Annotated in this window: 15 protein-coding genes; 11 read left to right on the top strand and 4 right to left on the bottom strand. The window is 67.1% G+C overall.

Going from position 1 to position 17,114, the window contains the following annotated elements:
• Positions 1-10 precede the first annotated feature (10 nt).
• Entirely contained in the window at positions 11-1,144 is a 1,134-nt protein-coding gene (locus U4012_RS30420; RefSeq protein WP_044847555.1) for a muconate/chloromuconate family cycloisomerase, read from the bottom strand.
• Positions 1,145-1,235: 91 nt separating this feature from the next.
• Here U4012_RS30420 and U4012_RS30415 point away from each other — a divergent pair, with 91 nt between their 5' ends.
• Entirely contained in the window at positions 1,236-2,126 is an 891-nt protein-coding gene (locus U4012_RS30415) for a LysR family transcriptional regulator (RefSeq protein ID WP_044847554.1), read from the top strand.
• A 263-nt stretch (positions 2,127-2,389) separates the two neighbouring features.
• Here the strand turns inward: U4012_RS30415 and andR are convergent, their stop codons facing one another.
• Positions 2,390-3,346 carry an anthranilate 1,2-dioxygenase regulatory protein AndR gene (gene andR / locus U4012_RS30410; protein ID WP_321803082.1) on the bottom strand — a complete coding sequence of 319 codons (957 nt, stop codon included), beginning with the start codon at positions 3,344-3,346 and terminating at the stop codon, positions 2,390-2,392.
• Between the two features lie 210 nt (positions 3,347-3,556).
• On the opposite strand from andR, the gene andAc reads away from it, so the two are divergent.
• The 5 genes from andAc to U4012_RS30385 all read left to right on the top strand — a co-directional run bounded on the left by andAc (position 3,557) and on the right by U4012_RS30385 (position 8,344).
• A complete protein-coding gene (gene andAc / locus U4012_RS30405; protein ID WP_044847583.1) occupies positions 3,557-4,828 on the top strand; it encodes an anthranilate 1,2-dioxygenase large subunit AndAc in 1,272 nt (423 codons plus the stop codon).
• Between the two features lie 17 nt (positions 4,829-4,845).
• Positions 4,846-5,331 (top strand): anthranilate 1,2-dioxygenase small subunit AndAd, encoded by a 486-nt coding sequence (andAd, locus tag U4012_RS30400; protein ID WP_044847552.1) that lies wholly within the window; start codon positions 4,846-4,848, stop codon positions 5,329-5,331.
• Positions 5,332-5,356: 25 nt separating this feature from the next.
• On the top strand, positions 5,357-5,683 hold the full coding sequence (gene andAb / locus U4012_RS30395; RefSeq protein WP_044847551.1) for an anthranilate 1,2-dioxygenase ferredoxin subunit AndAb: 327 nt from the start codon (positions 5,357-5,359) through the stop codon (positions 5,681-5,683).
• Entirely contained in the window at positions 5,673-6,893 is a 1,221-nt protein-coding gene (gene andAa / locus U4012_RS30390; RefSeq protein ID WP_321803079.1) for an anthranilate 1,2-dioxygenase system ferredoxin--NAD(+) reductase, read from the top strand. The genes andAb and andAa overlap by 11 nt, the downstream gene beginning before the upstream one ends.
• Before the next feature lie 164 nt (positions 6,894-7,057).
• Positions 7,058-8,344, top strand: coding sequence for a DUF445 domain-containing protein (locus U4012_RS30385; RefSeq protein ID WP_321803077.1), 1,287 nt, complete (start codon positions 7,058-7,060; stop codon positions 8,342-8,344).
• Positions 8,345-8,392: 48 nt separating this feature from the next.
• On the opposite strand, the gene U4012_RS30380 is transcribed toward U4012_RS30385, so the two are convergent.
• Complete coding sequence (locus U4012_RS30380) at positions 8,393-8,692, bottom strand: addiction module antidote protein (protein ID WP_006750245.1); 300 nt, start codon at positions 8,690-8,692, stop codon at positions 8,393-8,395.
• 3 nt (positions 8,693-8,695) lie between these two features.
• Positions 8,696-9,013 carry a type II toxin-antitoxin system RelE/ParE family toxin gene (locus tag U4012_RS30375; protein ID WP_121858857.1) on the bottom strand — a complete coding sequence of 106 codons (318 nt, stop codon included), beginning with the start codon at positions 9,011-9,013 and terminating at the stop codon, positions 8,696-8,698.
• Positions 9,014-9,408: 395 nt separating this feature from the next.
• Here U4012_RS30375 and U4012_RS30370 point away from each other — a divergent pair, with 395 nt between their 5' ends.
• From U4012_RS30370 to U4012_RS30350, 5 genes are all read left to right on the top strand, one after another.
• A complete protein-coding gene (locus U4012_RS30370; protein ID WP_044847547.1) occupies positions 9,409-11,049 on the top strand; it encodes an acetolactate synthase large subunit in 1,641 nt (546 codons plus the stop codon).
• Positions 11,050-11,077: 28 nt separating this feature from the next.
• Entirely contained in the window at positions 11,078-12,511 is a 1,434-nt protein-coding gene (locus U4012_RS30365) for an aldehyde dehydrogenase family protein (protein WP_044847546.1), read from the top strand.
• Between the two features lie 245 nt (positions 12,512-12,756).
• Positions 12,757-14,340: a Na+/H+ antiporter gene (locus tag U4012_RS30360; RefSeq protein WP_321803075.1), complete on the top strand. Its 1,584-nt coding sequence runs from the start codon at positions 12,757-12,759 to the stop codon at positions 14,338-14,340.
• A gap of 505 nt (positions 14,341-14,845) precedes the next feature.
• Entirely contained in the window at positions 14,846-15,979 is a 1,134-nt protein-coding gene (locus U4012_RS30355; protein ID WP_044847544.1) for a hybrid sensor histidine kinase/response regulator, read from the top strand.
• A gap of 122 nt (positions 15,980-16,101) precedes the next feature.
• Positions 16,102-17,114 (top strand): methyl-accepting chemotaxis protein (locus U4012_RS30350; protein WP_321803173.1); only part of this gene is annotated, 1,013 nt, incomplete at its 3' end.

Raw genomic sequence — 17,114 nt, 5'->3', positions numbered from 1 at the left:
TCGTGCGGGATCAGCGGGCGTCGCGTCGCATCCGTTCGATGCGGGCCCAGTCGAAGGTGATGCCGAGGCCGGGCGCGGCCGGCAGGTGCAGCTTGAAATCCTGGTAGCGCAGCGGCTCGACGAGGATTTCCTCGGTGAGCAGCAGCGGGCCGAACAGCTCGGTGCCCCACTTCAGCGAGCCGAACGTGCTGAACAGCTGCGCGGACGCCATCGTGCCGGCCGCGCCTTCGAGCATCGTGCCGCCGTACAGGTCGATGCCGGCCGCCGACGCGATCGATGCGACGCTCGCCGCGCCGAGCAGGCCGCCCGACTGCGCGATCTTCACCGCGAACACGTCGGCCGCGCGGTCCTGCGCGAGCGCGAACGCATCGACGGGACCGTGCAGCGCCTCGTCGGCCATGATCGGAATGTGCGCGAGCTGCGTGAGGCGTTTCAGCCCCGCGCGATTGGTTGCGGCGATCGGCTGCTCGACGAGGCTCACGCCGGCGTCCGCGAGTCGCGCGCCGGCGCGGATCGCGTCGGTTTCGGTCCAGGCCTGGTTCACGTCGACGCGCACGTCGCCGCGCTCGCCGAGCGCGCGCTTGATCGCGATCACGTGCGCGACGTCGTCGTCGACCGCGTTCGAGCCGATCTTCAGCTTGAATGCGCGATGGCGGCGTGCGTCGAGCATCGCCTCGGCTTCCGCGATGTCGCGCTGCGTGTCGCCGCTCGCGAGCGTCCACGCGACGTCGACCGCGTCGGTCGTGCGGCCGCCGAACAACTCGGACAGCGGCACGCCGAGGCGGCGCGCCTGCGCATCGAACAGCGCGGTTTCGAGCGCGCACTTCGCGAACCGGTTGCCCTGGAACAGCTTGCGCGCACGCGCCATCGCAGCGCCCGGACGCGTCGCGTCCATGCCTTGCAGCAGCGGCGCGAAGTAGGTGTCGATGTTGACCTTGATGCTCTCGGGGCTCTCCTCGCCATACGCGAGCCCGCCGATCGTGGTCGCCTCGCCGACGCCTTCGATACCGTCCGTGCATCGAACGCGAACCAGCACGAGGGTCTGGCAATTCATCGTGGCGACCGACAGTTTGTGGGGTCGAATCGTCGGCACGTCGACGAGCAGCGTGTCGATGCGTTCGATGGTGGCGGCAGTTGCTATCATGCGATTCCTCCTGTTGGTGCACATGGTAGGAATTCCCGCCCGGCGTCGTCCAACACTCTTTCCGACTACTTCCATACCTTTGAGGCATGAAATGGAATTGCGCCAGCTCCGCTACTTCATCGCCGTCGCGGAGGAAATGAACATCACGCGGGCCGCGGAGCGGCTGCACATGACGCAGCCGCCGCTGAGCCGCCAGCTCCAGGCGATCGAGGACGAGGTCGGGCTGCCGCTGTTCGAGCGCGGCGCGCGGCCGCTGAAACTGACCGACGCGGGCCGCGTGTTCTATGCGCAGGCGACGCGGGTCGTCGAACAGGCCGACGAGCTCGGCCCGCTGACGCGGCGGCTCGCGCAATTGTCGGAGCGGATCGTGATCGGCTTCGTGCCGTCGACGCTCTATGGCGCGCTGCCGGACGTGATCCGCGCGTTTCGCGAGGCGCAGCCGGACGTCGAGCTGTCGTTGATCGAAATGTTCACGCTCGAGCAACTCGGCGCGCTGAAAGGCGGGCGGATCGACGTCGGGTTCGGCCGCCTGCGCTTCGACGACGACCAGCTCGTGCGCGAGGCGCTGATTGAGGAAAAGCTGATCGCGGCGCTGCCGGTCGGGCATCCGCTCGCCGATCCGGACCGGCCGCTGACGCTCGCGGACATCGCGAACGAGACGCTGATCGTCTATCCGAGCACGCCGCGGCCGAGCTTCGCGGACCAGCAGTTGTCCGCGCTGCGCGACGGCGCGCTCGTGCCCGCGGCCGTGCACGAGGTGCGCGAACTGCAGACGGCGCTTGGCCTCGTCGCCGCGCAGGTGGGCGTGTCGCTGGTGCCGGAAAGCGTGGAAGGCGTGCGCGTGAAGGGCGTCGTCTACCGGCGGCTGCCGGAACCCACGGCGACGTCGCCGATCATCATGAGCCGCCGGCTGCACGGCGAAAGCGCCGCGACGACCGCGTTCTGCGCGATCGCGCGGGCGATGATCGCGCCGGCGGCGTAGGGCCGGTCGTTTCCGTATCGATTGCAACTAACGGTCAATTTCGCCACGCTACGCCGAATTCGGAGAGCGCATCGCGATGCGATGTCATTTGCCGTAGATGCAGGCGCGCAGCGAGGCGATCAGGTCGGAAGGCCGGCAGGCGGGAAGGCGGCAAGGCGGCAAGGCGGCGAGGCGGCGAGGCGGCGAGGCGGCGAGGCGGCGAGGCGGCAAGGCGGTAAGGCGCAAGCAGCAAGGCAACCGACCCCGACAAGCCCCGCACCCGCCTACCGCTTCCCGTCGAGCGTCTCCGACGGCGATTCGCCGAACTTCTCCCGGTACGCGATCGCGAACCGCCCGAGGTGCGTGAATCCGCAATCGAGTGCGATATCGGCGATCCGTCGCTCGGACGCCGATCCGCGCAGCAACTCCCGCGCATGCTCGAGCCGCGTCGCGCGCAGGTATTGCATCGGGCTCATCCCGCGGAACTGCAGGAAGGCGTCGCGCAGCGTCCGCTCCGGCACGTTGGCGGCCTGGACGATATCGGCGAGCTGCAGCGGCTGCGCGTAGTGCGCGTTCACGAACTCCTGCGCGCGCCGCACGAAGCCCGGCGCGGGATCGAGGCGCGCGCTCGGTACCGACGGCGGGTGGCCTTCGATCAGCAGATCGATCAGCAGGTGTTCGAGCTGCGACGCGACGCGCGGGTTGGCATTCGCGCGTTCGAGCAGTTCGGGCGAGCGGGCGACGAGCATCAGCTGCTGGCGCCATGCGGCGAGCGCGGCATCGCTGATGTGCAGCACGGGGTCGAGCATCGCGCGCGGATCGCCGGTCAGCGAGCCAACGGTCGCGGCATCGATGCGCAGCACGAACTGCTCGCAGTCGGCGGAGAGCACCGCGTCGAAGCGCTCGCCGGGCGCGCACAGCACGCCCGTCTGCCCGTCGACGCCGAGCCGGCGGCCCATCGCTTGGACTTCCGCCTGCCCGGACAGGCAGAACATCAGCAGGTAATAGCCGTCGACGGCGTCGACCTGCACGCGCATCGCATCGCCGAACGCGATGGTGCCGATCCCGAGCCCGCCGAGCCGGACGAAATCCATATGCGATGCGCCTTGCACGCGCCCGCTCGGCAGCAGCGCGTGCGGCTGCATCACGCGCGAGATCCGCTCGCGGGTCTCGTCGAGATCGCGGGATTCGAACAGCCGGTGCGCGCGCAGCGCAAGCGGCTCGAACGACGTTGGGGACATGGGCATCGGCCTTGGTGTGGACGCGCGCTTCGATCCGACGAATGGGTCGCGATCGTGCGCCGGGTCGCGTGTGTCGCCATGCTAGCGCAGAAATCCGCCGAAAGTGGATATTGCGCCGCCGCAATCGCACTTTCCGGATAGACGCCGAATATTAGCTTTTCAAAAATCGGCTCCATGGAATCAACGAACCGGAACCACAAGGAGTCCGACATGGAGCAGACAGAATCGCCCGTCGTATTCGCCACGCGTGACGACGCGTCCGATGTGCGCTTTCCGCACGAAGACGGCTCACGCGTGCCGTACAAGGTGTTCAGCTCGCGCGCGGTCTACGATCGCGAGCAGGAACGCATCTTCCGCGGGCCGACCTGGAATTTCGTCGCGCTGGAAGCGGAAATCCCGAACGCCGGCGACTTCAAGAGCACGTTCGTCGGCGATACGCCGGTCGTCGTCACGCGCACCGAGGACGGCACGCTGTCCGCGTGGGTGAACCGCTGCGCGCACCGCGGCGCGCAGGTCTGCCGCAAGTCGCGCGGCAACGCGAGCTCGCACACGTGCGTCTACCACCAGTGGAGCTTCGACAACCAGGGCAACCTGCTCGGCGTGCCGTTCCGGCGGGGCCAGAAGGGGATGACCGGGATGCCTGCCGACTTCGACCCGAAGCAGCACGGGCTGCGCAAGCTGCGCGTCGACAGCTATCGCGGGCTCGTGTTCGCGACCTTCAGCGATGACGTGGCGCCGCTGCCCGAATACCTGGGCGAGCAGATGCGTCCGTGGATCGACCGGATCTTCCACAAGCCGATCGAGTATCTCGGCTGCACGCGCCAGTATTCGAAGTCGAACTGGAAGCTGTACATGGAGAACGTGAAGGATCCGTATCACGCGAGCATGCTGCATCTGTTCCATACGACCTTCAACATCTTCCGCGTCGGGATGAAGGCGCGCTCGATTCCCGATGCGAACCACGGGCTGCACAGCATCATCACGGTGACGAAGACGGGCGACGATACGTCGGCCGCATACAAGCAGCAGAACATCCGCTCGTTCGACGAGGGTTTCCATCTCGAAGACGAGTCGATCCTCGATCTCGTGTCGGAATACGACGAGGACTGCACGAACCACATCCAGCCGATCTTCCCGCAGCTCGTGATCCAGCAGATCCACAACACGCTGGTCGCGCGCCAGATCCTGCCGAAGGGGCCGGACAACTTCGAGCTGATCTTCCACTTCTTCGGCTACGCGGACGACACGCCCGAGCTGCGCGCGCTGCGCATCAAGCAGGCGAACCTCGTCGGGCCGGCCGGCTACATCTCGATGGAGGACACGGAGGCGACCGAACTCGTGCAGCGCGGCACGGTGCGCGACGCCGATGCGACGTCGGTGATCGAGATGTCGCGCGGCAATCCGGACCAGCAGGACACGGTGATCACCGAAAGCCTGATCCGCAAGTTCTGGGTCGGTTATCAGAAGCTGATGGGCTATTGAAGCGGGAGCGCGGAACGATGGAAAACCTGACGGAAGACATGAAGACGTGGTTCGAGATTTACATGCTCCAGAACCGCTACATCGGCCACCTCGACAACGACCGGCTCGAACGCTGGCCGGAGATGTTCACCGAGGACTGCACGTACGAGATCGTGCCGAAGGAGAACGCCGATCTCGGGCTGCCGGTCGGGATCGTCCACTGCACGAACCAGCGGATGCTGCGCGACCGCGTGGTGTCGCTGCGGCACGCGAACATCTTCGAAGAGCACACGTACAGGCACATGACGTCGGGCCTCACGATCGTCGCCGAACGCGACGGCGAGATCGACACCGAGAGCAACTACGTGGTCGTGCAGACGCGCAGCAACGGCGAATCGAACGTGTACCAGGCCGGCAAGTACTACGACACGGTCGTGCGCACGCCCGACGGGCTGCGCTACAAGACCAAGCGCGTGATCTACGACACGTCGCGCGTGCAGACGCTGCTCGCCACCCCGATCTGACCGATCCGACAGCCAAGGAAACGACATGACCGAAGCAACGCTCGCCGAATGGCACCCGCTGGGCACATTCGACGAATTCTCCGAAGACGAACCGGCGGCGCGCGTCGCCGGCCAGAAGCCGATCGCGGTGTTCCGGATCGGCGACGAACTGTTCGCGATGCATGACCTCTGTTCGCATGGTCACGCGCGCTTGTCCGAAGGCTATGTGGAAGACGGCTGCGTCGAATGCCCGCTGCACCAGGGGCTGATCGACATTCGCACGGGTGCGCCGAAATGCGCGCCGATCACCGAGCCGGTGCGGACCTATCCGATCCGGATCGTCGACGGGCAGGTGGAAGTCAATGTCGGCTGACCCGTTCGTGATCGTCGGCGCCGGCCACGCCGCGCGGCGCACGGCCGAGGCGCTGCGCGCGCGCGACGCCGACGCACGCATCGTGATGATCGGCGCGGAGCGCGAGCTGCCGTACGATCGGCCCGCGCTGTCGAAGGACGCGCTGCTGACGGACGGCGGCGAGCAGCGCGCGTTCATCCGCGACGCCGCGTGGTACGACGCGCAGCGCATCGAGTTGCGGCTCGGCTCGCGCGTCGACGCGATCGACCGCGCCGCGCAGCGTGTACGGCTCGACGACGACGCGACGGTGCCGTACACGCGGCTCGTGCTCGCGACCGGTTCGCGCGTGCGTGCGTTCGGCGGGCCGGTCGACGAAGGCGTCGTCCCGCATTACGTGCGCACCGTGGCCGACGCGCGTGCGTTGCGTGCGCAGCTCGCGCCGGGGCGTCGCGTGGCGGTGCTCGGCGGCGGCTTCATCGGCCTCGAAGTGGCGGCCGCGGCGCGCCAGCTCGGTTGCGACGTGACGGTGATCGACCCGGCTGCGCGCCTGCTGCAGCGTGCGTTGCCGGAAGTCGTCGGCGCGTATGCGCGGCAACTGCATGACGCGCGCGGCGTGCTTTTCCAGATGGCGACGCTGCCGCGCGCGATTCGCCGCGCCCCGGGCGGCGCCGCGATCGTCGAGACCGATCGCGGCGACGTGCCGGCCGATATCGTGGTAGTCGGGATCGGCGTCGTGCCCAATGTCGAACTCGCGCAGGCGGCCGGCCTCGAGGTCGACAACGGGATCCGTGTCGATGCGGGATGCCGGACGGCCGATCGCGCGATCTTCGCCGCCGGCGAGGTGACGATGCACTTCAATCCGCTGCTCGGTCGTCACGTACGGATCGAGTCGTGGCAGGTCGCGGAAAACCAGCCGGCCGTCGCGGCCGCGAACCTGCTCGGCGCGGACGAAACCTATGCCGAGCTGCCGTGGCTGTGGTCCGATCAGTACGACTGCAACCTGCAGATGCTCGGGCTGTTCGGCAGCGAACGGACGACCGTCGTGCGCGGCGATCCCGCGAGCGGGCCGTTCACGGTGTTCGGGCTGGGCGACGACGGGAAGATCGTCGCGGTGGCCGCGGCGAACCTGGGGCGCGACATCGGCGCGTCGCGTCGGTTGATTGCGGCGGGCGCGGTGCCCGATCCGACGAAGCTAGCCGATCCGGCGGTGAACCTGAAGACGTTTCTCTGAGGCAACGCGCGAACGTGGCCGGGGCGGCCGTGTTCGCGTCGGATCGCTTGAACGCAGCAGGAAACCCGTTCGGGACAACATTCCCGGCGCGCGCGATGCGCACGGGTTTGTCGCGGGCCGGCGATCGGTGCATATTAGCGGCATTGCCGTTGCACCGGTCGCCCATGACGACAGACAAAGCCCTCGAACTGAAACGCAGCAAGTGCCGCGCGCTATGGCTGCTGCTGGCCGCCGTCGCGGTATTCGTCACGACGATCCTGCTGCCGCGCGGCCCGTGGGTCGACGGCTTCAAGGCGGTGGCCGAGGCTGCGATGGTCGGCGCGCTCGCCGACTGGTTCGCGGTCGTCGCGCTGTTCCGCCGCGTGCCGATCCCGTTCGTGTCGCGCCACACCGAAATCATCCCGAAGAACAAGGACAAGATCGCCGACAACCTCGCGGTGTTCGTGCGCGAGAAATTCCTCGGCCCCGACGCGCTCGCCGCGCAGATCCGCCAGCACGATCCCGCGCAGAAGCTCGGCGCATGGCTCGGCGAGCCCGCGAACACCGACGCGCTCGGCGGCTACGTGACGAAGCTGATGAGCTTCGCGCTCGACATGACCGACGACGCGCGGATCCAGTCGTTCGTCCACGACGCGTTCCGTGCGGTGATCGACCGGATCGACCTGTCGCAATCGGCCGGCGCGATCCTCGACACACTGACGAAGGACGGCCGCCACCAGGCGCTGCTCGACGACGCGATCGAACAGGTGGTCGACGTGCTCGACAAGGAGGAGAACCGCGAGGTGATCGCGGGTTTCATCGTCGAATGGCTGAAGACGCAATACCCGAAGATCGAGAAGATCATGCCGACGCAGTGGTTCGGCGAGAACGGCGCGCGCATGCTGGCGAGCGCGGTGAGCCGCGTGCTCGAGGGCGTGGCGGCCGATCCCGAACACGAGCTGCGGCAGCGCTTCGACCGCACGGTCGTGCGGCTGACCGAGCGGCTGAAGCACGACCCGGCGTTCATCGCGAAGGGCGACGAGATCAAGCGCTACATCCGCGACGGTGACGCGTTCAACGACTACGTGCGCGATCTGTGGGACCAGTTGCGCGCATGGCTGAAGGCCGATCTCGCACGGCCCGATTCGACGCTGCACCGGCAGGCCGCGACGCTCGGCGGCTGGCTCGGCGCGCGGCTCGCGGAGAGCCCGGCGCTGCGCGCGTCGCTGAACGAGCACATCGAGAAGGCCGTGCACGAGATGGCGCCGGATTTCGCGGATTTCCTGATGCGTCACATCCGCGACACGGTGCGCAACTGGGATGCGCGCGAGATGTCGCGGCAGATCGAGCTGAACATCGGTAAGGACCTGCAGTACATCCGCATCAACGGTACGCTGGTCGGCGGGCTGATCGGGCTCGGGCTGTATCTGGTGTCGCTGGTGCCGCGCTGGGCGGCGGGGTGGCTGCATTGATGCGGCCCCGAGCGTCGAGCATGTGGCGCGGCATCGTGTGCCGCCGCATCACGCGTGCGCTTTCGCGCCGTGCAGTTGCAGGCCGAGCGCCTTGATCACCTTCAGGATCGTGCCGAAGCTCGGATTGCCGTCGTGCGACAGCGCCTTGTACAGCCCTTCGCGCGACAGGCCCGCGTCGCGCGCGACCTGCGACATGCCGCGCGCGCGGGCGATCACGCCGAGCGCATGCGCGATGAAGGCCGGGTCGTCGCCGGCTTCCTGCAGGCAGGCCTCGAAGTAGTCGGCCATGTCGTCGTCGGTCTTCAGGTGTTCGGCCGAATCCCACGGCCGGGTCTTGATCTTGTCCATCGGTTACTCCAGATCGAGCCGCTCGAGCATCGCATGGGCGGCGCGGATGTCCGCCTGTTGCGTCGACTTGTCGCCGCCGCAGAGCAGGATCACCCATATCGTTCCGCGCCTGACGTAGTAGACGCGATAACCGGGGCCGTGGTCGATACGCATTTCGACGACGGGCGAGCCGGCGGATTTCCAGTCGCCCGGATTGCCCATCGACAGGCGGTCGATGCGGGCCTGGATGCGCCGCCTGGCGACGCGATCCTGCAGGCCGGCAAACCACGCGTCGAAGACATCGGTGGTCCGGATACTGAACGTAGGGGCACTGTAGGGCATGGATCTCGGTATGTCAACCATGGTTCACAGGTTCGATGAATGAAATTGGCTTGCCCCCAACGATAGGGCCGCGCGCGCCGCTTGAGGTCGAATTGGCCATCAGGCCGACCCTTTCGCGCGGCCGGACCCGGCCATTCGGCCGAAGTCGGAATTCCGCGAATCCGTCTACAATCAAAAACGTCCTTGCCGCCCGCGCGTGCTTGCCGCGCGCGGGTGAATCCGTTTGTCCTCCCGCCCAGGGAGGCGCCGTCGTGCGTTGCACACGTTGCTCCGCACGGCGGGCAGTGCCGTGGTTTGTGTCCAGTAGGTAAAGCGTCCGCGTGCCGTAGGCCGGCGCGCGTTCTGAACGTCGCGCGCCCGTAAGCCGGGCAGGCGGCATCAACCGAGAGTCCCCCATGAAAGCATCGGATCTGTTCGTGAAGGCGCTGGAAGCCGAAGGCGTCGAATACGTGTTCGGCATTCCCGGCGAGGAAAACCTCGATCTGCTCGAATCGCTGCGGCGCTCGAAGATCAAGCTCGTGCTGACCCGGCACGAGCAGGCGGCCGGGTTCATGGCCGCCACCTACGGCCGCCTGACGGGCCGCACCGGCGTGTGTCTCGCGACGCTCGGGCCGGGCGCGACCAACTTCGTGACGGCCGCCGCGTATGCGCAGCTCGGCGGCATGCCGATGCTGATGATCACCGGGCAGAAGCCGATCAAGTCCAGCAAGCAGGGCCACTTCCAGATCGTCGACGTCGTCGACATGATGCAGCCGCTCACGAAGTTCACGCGGCAGATCGTGTCGATCGGCAACATTCCGTCGGCGGTGCGCGAGGCGTTCCGCCGCGCGGAGGAGGAGCGTCCGGGCGCCGCGCACCTCGAACTGCCGGAAGACATCGCGCACGAGGAGGGCGACGGCAAGCCGATTCCGCGCAGCTACAGCCGGCGGCCGGTGGCGGAGGAGAAGGCGGTCGCGCACGCGGTCGACGCGATCCAGGCCGCGCGTCACCCGCTGCTGATGATCGGCGCGGGCGGCAATCGCAAGACGACCTGCAAGATGCTGCTCGAATTCGTCGACAAGACGGGCATCCCGTTCTTCACGACGCAGATGGGCAAGGGCGTGATCGACGAAACGCATCCGCTGTGGCTCGGCAACGCGACGCTGTCCGACGGCGACTTCGTGCATCGCGCGATCGAGCATGCGGACTGCATCATCAACGTCGGCCACGACGTGATCGAGAAGCCGCCGTTCTTCATGCGCACGGACGACAAGACCGTGATCCACGTGAACTTCCTCGGCGCGCAGGTCGATCCCGTCTACTTCCCGCAGATCGAAGTGGTCGGCGACATCGCGAACGCGGTGTGGCAGATGAAGGAAGCGGTGACGCCGCAATCGCACTGGGATTTCGAGCGCTTCAAGATGATCAAGGCGCATTTCGACGCGCACCTCGAGAAGGGCCAGCACGATCCGCGCTTCCCGATGTACCCGGTGCGGATCGTGAACGACCTGTACAACGCGCTGCCGGTCGACGGGATCGTCTGTCTCGACAACGGGATGTACAAGATCTGGTTCGCGCGCTACTGGCGCGCGCACGAACCGAACTCGCTGCTGCTCGACAACGCGCTCGCGTCGATGGGCGCCGGCCTGCCGTCGGCGATCGCGACGAAGATCGTGCATCCGCAGCGCAAGGTGATCGCCGTCTGCGGCGACGGCGGCTTCATGATGAATTCGCAGGAACTCGAAACGGCCGTGCGGCTGAAGCTCGACATCGTCGTGATGATCCTGCGCGACGATGCGTTCGGGATGATCCGCTGGAAGCAGGAAAACATGAACTTCCCCGATTTCGCGATGACGCTGAAGAACCCCGATTTCGTGTCGTATGCGCAGAGCTACGGCGCGCACGGGCATCGCGTCGAAGCGGCCGACGATCTCGGGCCGCTGCTGCGCGACTGCTTCGCGACGCCGGGCGTGCACGTGATCGACGTGCCGATCGACTATTCGGACAACGAGCGCGTGCTCAACCGCGAAATCAAGCGCCTGTCGGCGCAACTCTGAATCCGCCGTTCACCGGAAGGAGCGTTCCATGCTGAAGGATACCTATCCGTACTATCTGGCCAACGAGGCCGTCTACGCGAACACCGATCTCGAAGTCACCGACAAGTTCAGCGGCAAGGTCGCGACACGCGTCGCGCTGGCCGACGCGAAGGCGATCGATGCGGCCATCGGCGCGGCGGTCGACGCCGCGAAGCCGATGCGCGAGTTGCCGGCCTACAGGCGGCAGGCGGTGCTCGACCACTGTGTCGCGCGTTTTCGCGAGCGCTTCGACGAGCTGGCCGAGGCGTTGTGCATCGAGGCCGGCAAGCCGATCAACGATTCGAAGGGCGAAGTGACGCGGCTGATCGATACGTTCCGCGTCGCGTCCGAGGAGTCGGTGCGCATCGACGGCGAAGTGATCAACCTCGAGATCTCGGCCCGCGCGCAAGGCTACACCGGCTATACGCGGCGTGTGCCGATCGGCCCGTGCTCGTTCATCTCGCCGTTCAACTTCCCGCTGAACCTCGCCGCGCACAAGGTCGCACCGGCGCTGGCCGCTGGCTGTCCGTTCGTGCTGAAACCCGCGAGCCGCACGCCGATCGGCGCGCTGATCATCGGCGAGGTGCTCGCCGAAACCGACCTGCCGAAGGGCGCATTCTCGGTGTTGCCCGCGCATCGCGACGGCGCGGACCTGTTCACGACCGACGAGCGCTTCAGGCTGCTGTCGTTTACGGGCTCGCCCGCCGTCGGCTGGGCGCTGAAGGAGAAGGCCGGCAAGAAGAAAGTCGTGCTGGAGCTCGGCGGCAACGCGGCGGCGATCGTCGACGCGGACCAGCGCGACCAGCTCGACTACGTGGTCGAGCGTCTCGCGTTCGGCGCGTATTACCAGTCGGGCCAGAGCTGTATCGGTGTGCAGCGGATCCTCGTGCATGCGGACCTGTACGACGCGCTGCGCGACAAGCTGGTCGCGAAGACGCGTTCGCTGAAGATGGGCGATCCTAAGGATCCGTCGACGTTCGTCGGCCCGATGATCTCGGAATCCGAATCGCGCCGCCTGTCGGGCTGGATGGATGCGGCCGTCGCGGCGGGCGCGAAGATCGTCGCGGGCGGCAAGGTCGACGGCGCGATGTTCGAGGCGACGCTGCTGGAAAACGTCGGCCGCGAACAGGACCTCTACCGCAAGGAGGCATTCGGTCCGGTCGCGATCCTCGAGAAGTTCGAGCGCTTCGACGATGCGCTCGCGCGCGTCAACGACAGCGACTTCGGCCTGCAGGCGGGCGTGTTCACCGATTCGCTCGCGCATGCGCAGCGCGCATGGGACGAGCTGGAGGTGGGCGGCGTCGTGATCAACGACGTGCCGTCGTTCCGCGTCGACAACATGCCGTATGGCGGCGTGAAGGATTCGGGGCTCGGCCGCGAAGGAATCCGCTACGCGATCGAGGACATGACCGAGCCGCGCCTGATGGTCGTGCGGCGCCGCTAGCCGCGACGGGCGCCGCATGACGGCACGCGGGCGGGCGCATCGCGCCGGCCCGCGTGCCGTTTTCGTTTCGGCGCACACCGACGGATCGCGGCGATGTCAGCCGTGCGCCATCGTCGCGGCAGCGCGTGCCGCGCCGGCCGAACGCGCTCGACTGCACGCATCGCATCGTGATGTAATCGCGCGAAATGGCCAGCCGGGGTGCGACACCGGCTGGCGTGCGCATTCATTCCTCACGAGGTCGATTCATGTCCCCCGTCTCGGCATTCAAGCTGGTTCTGTTGTCATTCCTCGCGATCGTTGCGCTCGAATACATCGCCAAGCGGTTGCGGTTGCCGCCAGCGGCCGCGCTGCTGATCGGCGGCATCGGCATCGCGTTCATTCCCGGCCTGCCGCCGATCAACCTCGATCCGGAGCTCGTGCTGCTCGTGTTCCTGCCGCCGCTGCTGATGGACGGCGCGTATTTCACCGTGTGGGAAGAGTTCAAGCGCAATGTGGGCGGCATCCTGCTGCTCGCGATCGGCGCCGTGGTGTTCACGACGTTCGCGGTCGGCTTCGCCGTGCACTGGGTCGTGCCGTCGCTGCCGTGGGCCGCGTGCTTTGCGCTCGGCGCGATCGTGTCGCCGCCCGATGCGGTGGCCGCGAAGGCGGTGCTCGAACGCGTCGCGCTGCCGCGCCGTCTGATGGTGCTGCTCGAAGGGGAGAGCCTGCTGAACGACGCGGCGGGCCTGGTGCTGTTCCGCTTCGCGGTCGCCGCCGCGCTGACGGGCGCGTTCAGCCTCGAACACGCGGTCGTGCGTTTCGCGGAACTCGGGCTCGGCGGCGTCGTGGTCGGCTTCCTGGTCGGCAAGCTCGTCGTGTGGTTCCTGAAGCTGCTCGACGACGACTACCTGGTGGTCACCGTCGCGGTGATCGCCGGCTGGATCGCATACATCGCGGGCGAGATGGCCGAGGTGTCGGGCGTGATCGCGACGGTCACGACCGGCATGATCGTCGGCTGGCATCAGCACGAGGTGTTCTCGGCGGCCGTGCGCACGCGCGGCTCCGCGTTCTGGCAGGTCATCGTGTTCCTGCTCGAAGCGCTGGTGTTCGTGCTGATCGGGCTGTCGCTGCGCGGCGCGATCCACCGGCTCGGCGGCTTCGAGCAGGTGCTCGCCACGATGATGCCGGCCGTGCTCGCGGTGCTGGCTGCCGTGATCGTATCGCGCTTCGTGTGGATCTATGCCGTCGAGGCGCTGAAGTGGCCGGTGCGCGGGATCGTGCGGCGCGGCGGCGCGCCCGACTGGAAGGCCGCGACGATCATGAGCTGGGCCGGCATGCGCGGGGTCGTGACGCTGGCGATCGCGCTGTCGTTGCCGGAGGCGCTGCCGGGCCGCGACGTGATCCTGGTCGCGTCGTTCGCGGTGATCCTCGTCACCGTGCTGCTGCAGGGCACGACCATCGGCCCGCTGATCCGGCTGCTGCGCCTGCCGCAACGCGAAGAGCGCGCCGCGCATCACCTGACCGAGCCGCAGACGTGGGCGCATATCGAGGCAGCGCAGCTCGCGGCGATCCAGCCGCTGGTGCGCGACGACAGCGGCAACGTGATTCATCCGCGCCTGCTGGAGCAATACACGTATCGTGCGGAGCTGACCGAGCGGGCGAAGAACGAGCCCGAATATCCGGCGGAGGTCCGCGTCGCGCACTACGACGTCGTGCTGGCCGCGATCAAGGCCGGGCGCGCGGAGCTGCTGCGCCTGCATCGTTCGGGCCGCATTCACGACGAGATGCTGCACATGGTCGAGCGCGATCTCGACCTGCAGGAAGTGTCCGCGCAGCACGCGCGCGGGTAACCGGCCGCGCGGCCGGGCGTGAGCGCACGGCCGCCTTGCTGCGCCACCGGCGCCGGCCGGCGGCGTTCGATGCGTGCCGCGTCGCGGCCGATCCGGTTGCGGCGCGTGCTTTTCTCCTCTCCACCTTCCCCATTCCGTCGCATCGAAATCCAGTCCCGATACGTTCGACGGGCGGCCTTGCAGCGCATGCAAACCTCATGGCGGCGGCTTCGCAAACGTTGTCGTCTTTCGCGCCAGGAAATGATCTGATTTATCTGAATTCCGCTCTCTCACCATATTTGGCAAAACTAAACCGGAAGGAGATAGATGCTGTGTTCTAATTTCATTTAGAATCAGCCGGTTATCTTTATTGAGAGAAAGCGCGCGGAGGTAATGCGACCGTCGTCGGGGTGAATTCGGCGTTCGGATCCCCGCGAGGCAATGCCGACAGGCCAGATCGGCAACACAGGCGGATTTCTCTGCCGCCATGTTTTAAGATGGCGTCCAAGTCGGATAAACAACTCCTATGAAAGAATCAATTGGAGATTTGGCGTTTGAAACGGTATTTATGAAAGAATCCAGCGGTGAAAATGCGCCGGATTGTCTCGAATCGGGGCTATCGGTTCTGCTCGTCGACGATCAGCCGTTCGTCGGCGAGGTGATCCGTCGCGCGCTGCGCAGCGAGCACGATATCGACCTGCATGTGTGCACCGACGCACACCGGGCGATGGCGGTCGCGCGCGACGTGAAGCCGACGGTCATCCTGCAGGATCTCGTGATGCCGGACATCGACGGCCTCGACCTCGTTCGCGCGTGGCGCGCGAACGCCGACACCGCACGCGTGCCGATCATCGTGCTGTCGGCGAAGGAAGAGCCGATCGTCAAGCGCGAGGCATTCATCGCCGGCGCGAACGACTATCTCGTGAAGCTCCCGGACGCGATGGAGCTGACCGCGCGCATCCGCTATCACTCGAATTCGTACCTGATGTCGCGGCAGCGCGACGAAGCGCTGGATTTCCTGTCGCACGACATGCGCTCACCGCAGACCTCGATTCTCGCGCTGCTCGAGGTCTACCGGACCGAGCACGGCGACATGCCGGCGATCATGGAGCGCATTGCCGGCCACGCCCGGCGCGCGCTCGCGCTCGCCGACGGCTTCATCCACCTGACCCGCGCGCAGTCGGAACGCCGCGCGCACGAGGTCCTGAGCCTCAACGAGATCGTGCTCGACGCGGTCGACCAGCTGTGGGAGAAGGCGGCCGGATTCGGCAGCCGGGTCGTTGCCCACGTGCCCGGCACCGAGTGCGTGACGATGGGCGACCGCATGATGCTCACGCGCGCGGTCGCGAACCTGATCGACAACGCGCTGAAGTACGGCCCGGCCGGTACGGACGTGCATTGCACGCTGAGCGACGACGACGGTGCCTGGCTGATCGGCGTCGAGGACGCCGGCTCCGGCATCGCGCCCGAGCAGCGCACGGCCGCGACCGAGTCGTTCGTGCGGCTCGAATCCGCGCATGGCGCGGCGCGCGGCGGCTTCGGCCTCGGGCTTGCGTTCGTCCGCGCGACGGCCGCGCGGCATCGCGGCCAGATCCTGATGCGCAATACGGCGCGCGGCTTCATGGTCGCGCTTCGGCTGCCGGCACAAGCGGAGCGATGATTTCGCGGCGCGGCCCGCCGGTGCCGCGTTGCCCGCAGACCCCGATGCGCTCGCGGCGCGCCGTCCGGCGCGCAGGCGGGCGCGGATTTTTCAACGCTGATTCTAGAAAGCCCATAACGAACATGGCCACCGTGACGCCCCGCGCGACCAATGAAAGCCTGCACACGACGAGCGGCGCCGCCCGGCTGACGCTCGGCAACCGTATCCTGATCAGCTTCGGCGTGCTGTTCGTGCTGATGCTGGTGATGGCCGGCGTGTCCTACGAGCGCCTGCGCGCGATCAACAGCGAAGCCGTCAGCATCGAACGCGATTCGCTGCCCGGCGTCTATCTCGCGGCGTCGCTGCGCGGCGCGGTCAACGAATCGTTCACGGCGCTGCAGCAAGCGACGTTCGTCGACACCGATCCCGAACTCGTGCAGCGCGATTTCGCGAAGATCGGCGAGGCGCTCAAGGAGGTCGAGTCGTTGTCGGTCGACTACCAGAACACGACGTTCCGCGATGACGACCGCCAGCGCTTCGCGACGTTTCGAGGCGCCTTCGACCGCTACCTGCCGCTGCTGAACGACGCGGTGCAGAAGAGCCGCGTGTCGCGCGAAGAGGCCGTCGCCGCCTATGCGAAGGTGCAGCCTTCATGGGCCGAGGTCGTGCGCAACGCGAATATCCTGGTGCAGGAGAACCGCAAGTTCGCCGACCAGTCCGCGAAGCTGATCCGCGAATCCGTGCAGGACACCGAGGTCGTGCTCGCGACCGCGCTGGCGATCGTGCTGCTGTCCGCGCTGGGGCTGGGCTACGGGCTGTACCGTTCCGTCACCGTGCCGATGACGCGGCTCGTCGAGGTGCACGACGTGATGCGTACCGGCAACCTGACGCGCCGCCTCGACCTGCGCCGCCGCGATGAATTCGGCACGCTCGAGACGGGCTTCAACCGGATGGCCGACGAGCTGACCGAACTGGTCGCGCGCGCGCAGCAGTCGTCGCTGCAGGTGACGACGTCGGTCGCCGAAATCGCGGCGACGTCGCGCGAGCAGCAGGCGACCGCGAACGAAACCGCGGCGACGACGACCGAGATCGGCGCGACGTCGCGCGAAATTTTCGCGACGTCGCGCGACCTGCTGCGCACGATGAACGAGGTGGC

It is taken from the genome of Burkholderia sp. BCC1988 (genome assembly GCF_905339895.1).
Classification (GTDB): Bacteria; Pseudomonadota; Gammaproteobacteria; order Burkholderiales; family Burkholderiaceae; genus Burkholderia.
Note: the sequence above shows the minus strand (reverse complement) of the source record. Positions and strands in the feature narration are given on the sequence as shown.

Bases quoted from the DNA above. Each gene is read 5' to 3' on its own strand.
- U4012_RS30420 (WP_044847555.1), bottom strand. From the start codon at position 1,144: ATGATAGCAACTGCCGCCACCATCGAACGCATCGACACGCTGCTCGTC.
- U4012_RS30415 (WP_044847554.1), top strand. From the start codon at position 1,236: ATGGAATTGCGCCAGCTCCGCTACTTCATCGCCGTCGCGGAGGAAATG.
- andR (WP_321803082.1), bottom strand. From the start codon at position 3,346: ATGTCCCCAACGTCGTTCGAGCCGCTTGCGCTGCGCGCGCACCGGCTG.
- andAc (WP_044847583.1), top strand. From the start codon at position 3,557: ATGGAGCAGACAGAATCGCCCGTCGTATTCGCCACGCGTGACGACGCG.
- andAd (WP_044847552.1), top strand. From the start codon at position 4,846: ATGGAAAACCTGACGGAAGACATGAAGACGTGGTTCGAGATTTACATG.
- andAb (WP_044847551.1), top strand. From the start codon at position 5,357: ATGACCGAAGCAACGCTCGCCGAATGGCACCCGCTGGGCACATTCGAC.
- andAa (WP_321803079.1), top strand. From the start codon at position 5,673: ATGTCGGCTGACCCGTTCGTGATCGTCGGCGCCGGCCACGCCGCGCGG.
- U4012_RS30385 (WP_321803077.1), top strand. From the start codon at position 7,058: ATGACGACAGACAAAGCCCTCGAACTGAAACGCAGCAAGTGCCGCGCG.
- U4012_RS30380 (WP_006750245.1), bottom strand. From the start codon at position 8,692: ATGGACAAGATCAAGACCCGGCCGTGGGATTCGGCCGAACACCTGAAG.
- U4012_RS30375 (WP_121858857.1), bottom strand. From the start codon at position 9,013: ATGCCCTACAGTGCCCCTACGTTCAGTATCCGGACCACCGATGTCTTC.
- U4012_RS30370 (WP_044847547.1), top strand. From the start codon at position 9,409: ATGAAAGCATCGGATCTGTTCGTGAAGGCGCTGGAAGCCGAAGGCGTC.
- U4012_RS30365 (WP_044847546.1), top strand. From the start codon at position 11,078: ATGCTGAAGGATACCTATCCGTACTATCTGGCCAACGAGGCCGTCTAC.
- U4012_RS30360 (WP_321803075.1), top strand. From the start codon at position 12,757: ATGTCCCCCGTCTCGGCATTCAAGCTGGTTCTGTTGTCATTCCTCGCG.
- U4012_RS30355 (WP_044847544.1), top strand. From the start codon at position 14,846: ATGAAAGAATCAATTGGAGATTTGGCGTTTGAAACGGTATTTATGAAA.